At 62.8% G+C, this 9,862-nt stretch carries 11 protein-coding genes; 2 read left to right on the top strand and 9 right to left on the bottom strand.

Going from position 1 to position 9,862, the window contains the following annotated elements:
• A partial coding sequence (locus AWB68_RS50140) for a hypothetical protein (RefSeq protein WP_235028757.1) occupies positions 1–292 on the top strand: 292 nt, incomplete at its 5' end.
• A gap of 409 nt (positions 293–701) precedes the next feature.
• On the top strand, positions 702–866 hold the full coding sequence (locus AWB68_RS39660; RefSeq protein WP_087649656.1) for an FmdB family zinc ribbon protein: 165 nt from the start codon (positions 702–704) through the stop codon (positions 864–866).
• Positions 867–872: 6 nt separating this feature from the next.
• On the opposite strand, the gene AWB68_RS39655 is transcribed toward AWB68_RS39660, so the two are convergent.
• From AWB68_RS39655 to AWB68_RS39615, 9 genes are all read right to left on the bottom strand, one after another.
• Positions 873–1,241 carry a DUF2784 domain-containing protein gene (locus AWB68_RS39655; RefSeq protein WP_087649655.1) on the bottom strand — a complete coding sequence of 123 codons (369 nt, stop codon included), beginning with the start codon at positions 1,239–1,241 and terminating at the stop codon, positions 873–875.
• Between the two features lie 23 nt (positions 1,242–1,264).
• On the bottom strand, positions 1,265–1,948 hold the full coding sequence (locus tag AWB68_RS39650; RefSeq protein ID WP_087649659.1) for a methyltransferase family protein: 684 nt from the start codon (positions 1,946–1,948) through the stop codon (positions 1,265–1,267).
• Positions 1,949–1,975: 27 nt separating this feature from the next.
• Positions 1,976–2,740, bottom strand: coding sequence for a ParA family protein (locus AWB68_RS39645; RefSeq protein ID WP_087649654.1), 765 nt, complete (start codon positions 2,738–2,740; stop codon positions 1,976–1,978).
• A 180-nt stretch (positions 2,741–2,920) separates the two neighbouring features.
• On the bottom strand, positions 2,921–3,430 hold the full coding sequence (locus AWB68_RS39640; protein ID WP_087649653.1) for a DUF1269 domain-containing protein: 510 nt from the start codon (positions 3,428–3,430) through the stop codon (positions 2,921–2,923).
• A 65-nt stretch (positions 3,431–3,495) separates the two neighbouring features.
• Entirely contained in the window at positions 3,496–4,599 is a 1,104-nt protein-coding gene (locus AWB68_RS39635) for an ABC transporter ATP-binding protein (RefSeq protein ID WP_087649658.1), read from the bottom strand.
• An 11-nt stretch (positions 4,600–4,610) separates the two neighbouring features.
• Positions 4,611–5,648 (bottom strand): carbohydrate ABC transporter permease, encoded by a 1,038-nt coding sequence (locus AWB68_RS39630; RefSeq protein ID WP_087649652.1) that lies wholly within the window; start codon positions 5,646–5,648, stop codon positions 4,611–4,613.
• Complete coding sequence (locus AWB68_RS39625; protein WP_087649651.1) at positions 5,645–6,799, bottom strand: carbohydrate ABC transporter permease; 1,155 nt, start codon at positions 6,797–6,799, stop codon at positions 5,645–5,647. The genes AWB68_RS39630 and AWB68_RS39625 overlap by 4 nt, the downstream gene beginning before the upstream one ends.
• A 34-nt stretch (positions 6,800–6,833) precedes the next feature.
• Positions 6,834–8,306: an extracellular solute-binding protein gene (locus AWB68_RS39620; protein ID WP_087649650.1), complete on the bottom strand. Its 1,473-nt coding sequence runs from the start codon at positions 8,304–8,306 to the stop codon at positions 6,834–6,836.
• Between the two features lie 69 nt (positions 8,307–8,375).
• Positions 8,376–9,107, bottom strand: coding sequence for a GntR family transcriptional regulator (locus AWB68_RS39615; RefSeq protein WP_327384194.1), 732 nt, complete (start codon positions 9,105–9,107; stop codon positions 8,376–8,378).
• Positions 9,108–9,862: the final 755 nt, after the last annotated feature.

Here is a 9,862-nt window from a genome sequence, read left to right as displayed (position 1 = left end):
CGGGGCGGGACTCACTTTCTTTGCTGCTGCAAAGAAAGTAAGCAAAGAAAGCAGCTTTCCAACGCCAATCCTTGCCATGTGCCTCCAGACCGCTCGCTCGGAGTGGTCCAACCGGGGGAGTGTCGTTAGCGGGGTTTCCCCGTTGTTGGCATGTAGAAAAGGCGCGCACGTCGCACCGCTGCGCGGAGTGGAACAGCAGTCATTCATCCGTCCCGGCACTTCGTGCCCGACGACAGGTGTGCCAAGCAGTGGTAAATTGGAAGAAGCAGAAAGGACAACCGTAGCGACGTAACCATGGGTTTTGGTCTTGCTTAGCGGGTGAGCGCGTAGCGCAAGGCCGGATGAATGACTGCTGATCCACTCCCAATCGCGGCGCGACGCCCGTGCCGCTTCTACATGCCAACAACGATCAAACCCCGCTAACGACACTCCCCCGGTTGGACCACTCCGAGCGAGCGGTCTGGAGGCACATGGCAAGGATTGGCGTTGGGAAGCTGCTTTCTTTGCTTACTTTCTTTGCAGCAGCAAAGAAAGTGAGTCCCGCCCCGGACAGGGGCAGAGCAAATAAACCGACCCGAATACAAGCTCCATAGAAGCGCAAAAACATCAAACGGTGTAACCCCAACCCGACCCCAATCCGACCCCAACCCAACCCCGCCCCCAACCCCGCCCCCCAAGCGCCAGCGACCAGGAGATCCGCCATGCCGACCTACCAGTACCGATGCGAGCAGTGCGGCGCAACATTCGAGCATGCGGAACATCTCGCCGAACATGCGACCGTCCATCTGCAATGCCCGAAGTGCGGCAGCGAAAAAATCCAGCATGCGCCGACCCCGTTCGTCGCGAAGACAACCAAAAAGAGCTGACGTCAGTCACGAAGCGCGCCGGCGCCGCACGATCACGAACGAATACACCGTCACGTTCACCGCGATCAGCAGCGCCGCGAGCACGTAGCGCATCGCCGGTGTGAGGTCATCGGGATAAAGCACCCGCGCGACCAGATGCTCGATGAAGCCGCCCGCATAACCCGCCTCGCCGCCAAGCCGCAGAAAATGGTTCTCCAGCGGCGTCAGCGGACAGACGCGCCCGCTCCATTCGACGAAGACACCCCATGCGAGCGCCGGCAGGTGCAACCACAAGACCCTGCGATACCAGAGCACCAGCACGCCGCCAAGCAGCACGAACACGACGAACGCCAGATGCGCGACCAGCACGAGATTCGCGAGCAGTATGTAGTTCATGCGTCAGCCGGACGGCGCCCCCGTCACCACACCCGCGGGATCAGCCGATAGCGCACGCGCGCCGCATACTCCGCATAGCCTTCAAGGCCGCGTTGCAGTTCGCGGTCCTCCATCACCGTCCGGTAGACGATCGCGGCCGCCAGCACCAGCGAGCCCGCCGCGCCCCACCACGATCCGAGCACGAGCGCGTTTGCGGGAATAAAGATCAGCACGGCCGCATACAACGGATGACGGACCAGCGCGTAAGGTCCGCTCGAAATCACCCGATGCCCACGTTCCGCCTGAATCCTCACGACCGCCGCGAGGAACGTGTTCGCGAGACACACGCGCGCGATCATCCCGTACGACAGCACCATCAGCGCGCCGCCGGCCGATTGAAGCCAGCCCGGCATGACGGTCCAGCGAAAGCGGACCGCGTCGAGGCCCATCAGCACAAGCCAGCCGCACCACACGAAAATCAACGAAACGAGGAATAGCTTGTCCCAGAACGGCTGGCCTTTCTGGATCGGGGAGCGCATCCGCTCCGCGAGCAGCGCGGGATCATGCCGCATGATGAGCAGCGAGACCCACGCGCCGCCGCCGAAAAAAAGCGCGAGGTAGACCCACGCCGCGCCCCACGCGATCGTCCCCGCCGCGCCGAACAGCAGGACCGCGAAGAACAGCGCTTCCAGCGCGAGCGCGGTCCAGAGCTTGAGATGCAGGGGCATCGGCATCGCTTGCGCGGCCGCCGGACGCTAGCCGTTGAGCTCGTTATGCAGCGCGAGGTATTCCTGCGCGAGCTTATGTCGCGGCTCCAGATAGATCATCGGCCGCGCGTGCTGGTGGCTTTCGCGAATCTTCACCGACAGCGACAGATGCGAATTCAGCACCGGCAGGCTTTCGCTGCGCAATTCGTCGACGAGTTGCTGCGGCAGGCTCGCGCGCGGCTGGAACTGATTGATGACGATGCCTTCGACACTCAAGGCCGGATTATGGTCGTGGCGGATTTCCTGCACGTTTTCGAGCACGGAATACAGCGCGCGGCGCGAGAAGTCGTCGCAATCGAACGGAATCAGGCAGCGTTCGACCGCAATCAGCGCCGAGCGGGTAAAGAAATTCAGCGCGGGCGGCGTGTCGATATAGACGGCGTCGTAGTCTTTCAGCCCTTTCAATCCATCGCGCAACTTGTAGATCTTGTAGCGCGATTCAAGCTTGCTCATCAGCGCGTCCAGATTCGGATGCGACGGAATGATGTCGAGGTTCTCGAACGGCGTGGAATGAACGAAGGAGTTGATTTCGGGTTCGCGAAAGCTGTAGCTCAACGCGGATTCGAAGAAACCCGCGAGATTCGGCTGGGCATCCTTCGCGTCGGCGCCGAGCAGATACTGGCTCGAATTGCCTTGAGGATCGAGGTCGATCACGAGCGTGCGCAAGCCCAATGAAGCACTGATCGCGGCCAGATTACAGACGATAGTGGATTTTCCCACTCCACCCTTTTGATTGAATACCACTCGGCGCATCGCCTTATCACCCTCGGTTGATACCAACGTTTATTAGAACGTCTGCAATTGATTCGAAAGAACCGGCCACATTTTAGCGGTTGTTTAAACCACGAGCGGCGCGCAAAACGCCACCTGCGCGCGCCCGGCACGTGATCTTAGCGCATCAGAAAAGCCGCGCATCGCAGCGCGGCGAAGGTTTTAAGGAAAGGCCGGAATCGTCGGGTCGGTGCCCTCGATGTCCGCTTCGGGATGGTGGCTCCTGACCAGTTCCTCGATCTCTTCCACGCGCCCTTTAGGGACATCGACCATCATCAGCAGTTCACCGTTTTCGATGGCGTTTTCGAAACGCCTGAGGCGTGTATTCGGAATGCCGACGCCGATCATCGTCGCGGTCCATGCGCCGAACCCGGCGCTCGCGAGCGTCATGCAGACCACCGCGCCGCCCGCAATCGTCAGGCCTACCGGCGGGAAGGCCATCGCGACGAGTCCCGCCAGCATGCCGGTGATGCCGCCCGCCGCCGTGCCGCGCCCAAGCGCGTAAAGCAGGTCGCTGCGTTGCGCGAGCGTCGCCTGGGGCAGGTCTTCGAGTGGTGTGTGCGGGCGGGCGAGCACGTGAATATGCCGCCATTCGACCCGCTTGAGCAGCAGTTCGTCGATGATTCCCTTCGCGCTTTGCACGTTGGGCAAGAGAAAATATATGCGCCGCATTTTTGCGCCTCCTTGCAGGACGCGCTGAATGTCCCGCTCCTTTAAATATAGTCGCAAACAAGCGGTTATTTTTGCCGGATGCGCTGCCCCGAATCCCGGTCGAAGAAATAGACGCGCTCGCGGTTCACGCGCACGCCCGCCTCGCTGCCGATCTCTCCCGCGAACATGTTCGACACCTTGACGATCACTTGCTGCTCACCGACGTTCAGCGTAACGAGCGAGTGATCGCCGATCAGCTCGACCGAATAGATGCGGCCTCGCATCTCGCCTTCCGATGCCGCGACCAGCGTGCATTCCTCCGGCCGCACGCCGAGGGTCGCGTCGCCGTCGAGATTCACATCGGCGCCGAGCGCCAGACCCTGCGCCTCGAAGCGATGATCCTTGAGCGTGCCGCGCAGGAAGTTCATCGGCGGCGAACCGATGAACCCCGCGACGAACAGATTGGCCGGGTCCGAATAGATGCGCGCCGGGGTATCGAGTTGCTGCAAAACGCCCTTGTCGATCAGCGCGACGCGATGCGCGAGCGTCATCGCCTCGATCTGGTCGTGCGTGACATAGATCGTCGTGATATCGAGTTCGTGCTGCATGTGCTTGAGTTCCGCGCGCATGTGGCCGCGCAGCTTGGCGTCGAGATTCGACAGCGGCTCGTCCATCAGGAACGCCGCCGGCCTGCGGATGATCGCGCGCGCGAGCGCCACGCGCTGCCGCTGTCCGCCCGAGAGCTGGCGCGGGTAGCGCGAGAGCAGCGGTTCGAGCTGCACGCTCGCGGCCACTTCGCGCACCGCCGCATCGATCTCGGCCTTCGCGCGCTTTCTCACGATCAGCGGATACGCGATGTTTTCGAACACCGTCTTGTGCGGATAGAGCGCGTATGACTGGAATACCATCGCCACGTCGCGATCGCGCGGCAAGTCCTGCGTCACGTCCCGGTCGCCGACATGCACGGTGCCTTCGGTCGCCGATTCCAGCCCCGCGATGATGCGCAAGGCGGTGGTCTTGCCGCAGCCCGATTCGCCGAGCAGCACGAGGAATTCACCGGCGTGGACGTCGAGCGTGAGATCGCGCAGCACGCGCGTGTCGCCGAAGGTCTTGCCGACATTGCGCAGCGACACGCTCTTCGCGTGCTGCGCCGCCGCGATCTGGCCGAGCCGCGCGTCCTTTGCGGACATGTGCAGGTCCGTCATCCCTTGACCGCTCCCACGAGAATGCCCTTGACGATGAAGCGCTGCAGCGTGAGCGTGAGCAGCATCACCGGCAGGATCATGATCAGGATCAGCACCGACATGTTCCACCATTGCGGCCCGCGCGTCGCGTTTTGTGCGGCGACGAGCAGCGGCAGCGTCTGCGCGTTGGCCGTCGTCAGGAAGAGCGCGAACAGGTACTCGTTCCATGACAGGATCAGCACGAGCAGGCTCGTCGCCACCAGCCCCGGCGCCACGAGCGGAAACACGATGCCGAACAGGATCGCGAAACGCGTCGCACCGTCGATCTGGGCGCTCTCCTCGATCTCCTTCGGCACGCCGTCGAAGAAATCGAACATCAGCCACACGACGATCGGCACGTTCGCCGTGGCGTAGGTGATGATCAGCGCGAGGTGCGTGTCGAGCAGACCCACGCTCTTGAAGGTGAGGTAAATCGGGATCACCGTGACGACCGGCGGCAGGATGCGCTGCGAGACGATCCAGAAGAGGATGTCGTCGTTGCCGAGATGCCGCCGCGCGCGGCGGATCACCGGACGCAGCAGCAAGAAAAAGATCGCGATGCTCGCGGCCGCCGCGATGCGCAGATCCACACCGCCCCAGCCCGCCGCGCCGACGAGCACGGCGATCATCAGCACGCCGAGGCCGACGGCCGCAACGGGCGGCCGGTACTCGATGCGCGCGAGCGCGTACGCCGCCATCGATCCGAAGAACACGGCCGCCGCCGTGCCGCAGGTCGCGACGATCAGCGAGTTCAGGTACGGACGAAACGTGTCGGGACCGAGGTCGACGAAGATGTAGTGCCAGGCATCGAGGCTCGGCTTGAAGTCGATGAAGGGCAGATACGCGGGACCGCTCGATACGTCGACCGGCAGCTTGAACGACGTGATCGCCATCCAGTAGAGCGGAAACAGCACGACGAGCGACCAGAACGCGAGCAGCGCATAAGCGATCACACGCGCGCCAGGCGGCATTTCATCGACGCGCGTGCGGACGAACAGGCGCTTCAGCACATTCATGACAGTTGCCCTCTTGCACGCCTGACCACGAGTTGGAAGAACGACACGCAAGCAATCGTCGAGACGAAGAACAGCATGTACGCCACCGCCGAGGCGCCGCCGAGATTCAGCGTGCGCCACTCGATGAACGCATGCAGCGTCATCGATTCGGTCGCGATGCCGGGGCCGCCGTTGGTCAGCACGTTCGGCAGGTCGACGACCTTGAACGCTTCGATCAGACGGATCAGCACAGCGCTCGCGGCGACGGGCGCAATCGACGGCCAGGTGACATCGCGGAAGATGCGCCAGCCCGAAGCGCCATCGAGTTGGGCGGCTTCGATCTGATCGCGCGACGTGCCTTCGAGCGCGGCGAGCAGCACGAGAAACATGAACGGCACCCATTGCCACGTATCGCCGATCACGACTACAGAGCGCGCGAGCCAGGGGTCCGCCGCCCACGCGATCTGTCCGAGTCCGAGCCCCGACCAGAGCGGCGCGAGCGGGCCGACCGACGTGTCGGCCATCATGCGGAACATGTAGGCGATGCCGACCGGCGTCACCATCAGCGGCAGGAAGAACAGCAGGCGGAAGAAGCGCCCGCCCTTGAGCGGCAGCGTGCACAGATACGCGAGGCCGAGGCCGATCAGGAACTGCAGGCCCACCCCGAAGACCACATAGAAGAGCGTGACCATCAGGCTGCCGAGCGCACCGCCGTGGCCCGTCGTGCTGGCCGCGAGCCAGACGAGCGCGAGAAACGTCACGGCTGCGATCGAGCGTCCGGCGAAGCCCATCACCGAGCGGTGCCCGCCGCGCAGATAACGCACGAACCACCAGAGCGTCACCAGCACGGCCGCGGCCATCACGGCGATGCTCAAGGCACCGGGCGGCCGGAACACGCCGACGAAGTGAAACTGCTGGCTGCCGCTGAAGAGCCGCACATAGTTGCGCATTCCGACGAACGTCAGTTCATAGCCGCCCTCGCCGAGTGAGAAACGCATCAGCGAAAGATACGCCGATGTCACGAGCGGAAAGATCGAAAAGCCGAGGATGACGAGCACCGTCGGCAGGACGAACACGTACGGCGCCTGCCGGTCGAGCCAGTTCGACACCGACGAGCGCCGCCACGCGTGGCGCGGCGCTCCGGCCGATGTCGTCTGCGACGGAGATTGCATGGAGTCGGGCTCCTGTCGTCGTCGGGACACGCGGCTATTTCGCTCCTATCGATGCCTTGTAGGCGCGCAACTGGGCGTCCTTGCCGAGGTCATCGGTGATTTCGTCCCAGCCGCTTTCGATCGCCTTCATCGTGGCATCGGCGTCGAGTTCGCCCGCGAGGAAGCGCGCCACCGCCGTATCGAGCACGACTTGTTCATAGCGCTGGTTCTGCGGAATGCGCAGGTCGATGATCATGTTCGGGCTTTGCAGGCTCGCCTTGATCGCACCGAGATACGAGTTGGCCGCCGTGTCGCTCATGCCCGCCTTCTTCCACATCGCCATGTCGGTGAACTGCGAGCGCCGGTACGGATTGAAGCCGGTCGCGCCGATCGTCACGTCCACGTTCGATTGCGCCGGCTGGCTCATGAAGGACAGGAACGCATAAGCGGCCTCCTTGACCTTCGGCTTGGCCTTCGCGTTGATGCCGCCGGACCAGCCGCCGAACGCGGCGAACGGTGCATGATTCACGCCATCGATCGCGTACGGACAGGTGCTCTTGTCGCACGGCACGAGCTTGCCCGTATCGCGATTGAGCACCTTCGTCGAACCGGGCAGGATCACGGCGCCGACCTTGTCGATCACCTTCGACTGCTTCGGATCGATCGCCAGCACGCCGACATCGCCCCAGTCGAGCGTCAGTGCGCAATGTCCCGAGATGAACGCGCTGCGCGTATCGCCGACATCGAGATTGATTTCATTCGGAGGGCCGTAGTTGGTGGATTCCTTCAACACGTTGAGCGCGGCCTTGAAGGCGTCGTTGTTGACGAGCGGCTTGAAGGTGCGCGGGTCGAAGAACGCGCCCTGTGCCGTGCCTTTCGACTGGAGATAGCCGCCCGCGATCGAGATGATCGCCCAGTAAGCCTGCGCGTTGCGCTTCTTCGAAATGCACGAGCCCGCCACCTGCTTGCCGTCGAACTTCTTGCCGTTCGCGGCCTTCGCGATGTCGAGATAGTCGTCCCACGTTTTCGGCGGCTGCTTGCCGAGTTGCTGGAGGATATCGGTGCGGTAGTAGACCATCTGGAAGTCGCCGTCCAGCGCGACGAGATAGGTCTTGCCGTTGAACTTCTGCGAGAAGTCGCTGAAGAACGGCATCACGTCGTTTTCCTTGAGCGCCGCATCGTGCGCGATGCGTCCCGACAGGTCCTCGAGGAAGCCGCCCTTCGTGTAATCGACCATCCATTGCGGCGCGAACACGGCTGCGTCCACCGAATTCGTGCCCGAAGCCCAGTCGGTCAAGAGCTTCTGATACAGGTCGGAAAACGGCACGGTCAGGATATTGACCTTCGCGCCCGTCAGCTTTTCGAATTCGGGCGCGCGACGCTGCAACGGTTCGGCGATCTGCGGACCGACGAAGGTCATCACGTTCACCGTCACGCCCTTGAAGTCGTCCGCGGCTTGCGCGGTACCAGCAGCAAGCCCCGCGGCCGCCAAAGCGACGGCCGCGCTTACCAGTTTTAATAGCTTCATTGTTTGTCTCCTCCACTCCGGGTTGACTACTCTCCGACTAGCCGCCGCCAAGGGGCGGGCTTTGCCGCTTCACTCCCTGAACAAGTCCGGCCGTTCGCTCGCGAAGCGCCGCAATTCGGCGATGACTTCATCGAGGTGGCGGTGCATCGCGTGCGCGGCGGCTTCCGCGTCGCGCGTCCTGATCGCCTCCACGATCTGCTCGTGCTCAGCGAGCGTATGCGCGTGGCGCGCCGGACTCGCCATCAGGCGCCGCGCGCGGTCGAGCGCGCTGCGCGACGCCGCGACGATCTCCTTCACGCGCGACAGTCCGGTCGCATCGAGCAGGATCTCGTGGAAGCCGAGATCGAGCGTGTGGAATTCGCGGCGCAGGCCAGCCGTGACCGCGTCGCGCTGCCGGTCGAGATTGGCGTCGAGGGCGGCGAGCAGCGTTTCATCGGATGAAGCGGACGCAAGCGTGCGCACCGTCTCGACTTCGAGGGCGCTGCGAATGAAAAGATGTTGGCGAATGTCGTGCATCACGATCGGCATCACGCGCGTGCCGCGTTGCGGCAATACTTCGACGAGCCCCGCCGCCGCGAGCTTCGCCAGCGCCGCCGAGACCGGAAAGCGCGACACGCCCATGCGTTCGCACACGGCGAGCTTGTCGATCATCATGCCGGGTTCCATCGCCAGGCTGACGATCGCGCCGCGCAGCGCCTCCGCAACCGCGTCGGTGAGACTGCCGCGCCCGGCGCCCTGGAGTTTTTCCAGCGCACCGTAGGGATCGGCGGCAAGACTCGTGTCGTTGGTCGAATCGCTCACACCGCGCCTGATTTCGAACTAACATGCTAGCAGGCTAGAAGGCGAAACCGAGGATGTCAATGGGGTCTTGGGGGTGGTGTTTACACCGTTGATGCACTCAGGCTTCTGTGGAACTTGTATTGGTTTGGTCTATTTGCTCTGCCCCTGTCCGGGGCGGGACGGATGATCGCTAGCGCTGGGGGTCGGGCTTCAACGGTTTGATGCGCTCAGGCTTCCATGGAACTTGTTTTCTTTGCGGTTTATTAGCTCTGCCCCTGTCCGGGGCGGGAAGGGTGATCGCTGGCGCTTGGGATCGGGGTCGGGCTTCAACCGTTTGATGCGCTCAGGCTGCCATGAAACTTGTATTGTTTTTGGTTTATTGGCTCTGCCCCTGTCCGGGGCGGGACTCACTTTCTTTGCTGCTGCAAAGAAAGTAAGCAAAGAAAGCAGCTTCCCACCGCCAATGCTTGCCAGTCGCCGCTAGCCCGTTATGTCGGAGTGGTCCAACCGGGGGAGTGTCGTTAGCGGGGTTTTGGCGTTGTTGGCATGTAGAAAAGGCGCGCACGTCGCACCGCAACAGGGAGTGGAACAGCAGTCATTCATCCGTCTTGGCACTTCGTGCCCGACGACAGGTTCGCTAAGCGGTGAATTGAAGCATGCTGCAAGCACGAACGTAGGATGGTGATATAGCGAGTGGTGTTGGTTTTGCCTGACGGGTGAGCGCGTAGCGCGAGGCTGGATGTATGACTGCTGGTCCACTTCGTATAGCGGTGCGA

This window comes from Caballeronia choica (assembly GCF_001544535.1).
Taxonomy (GTDB): Bacteria; Pseudomonadota; Gammaproteobacteria; order Burkholderiales; family Burkholderiaceae; genus Caballeronia; species Caballeronia choica.
Note: the sequence above shows the minus strand (reverse complement) of the source record. Positions and strands in the feature narration are given on the sequence as shown.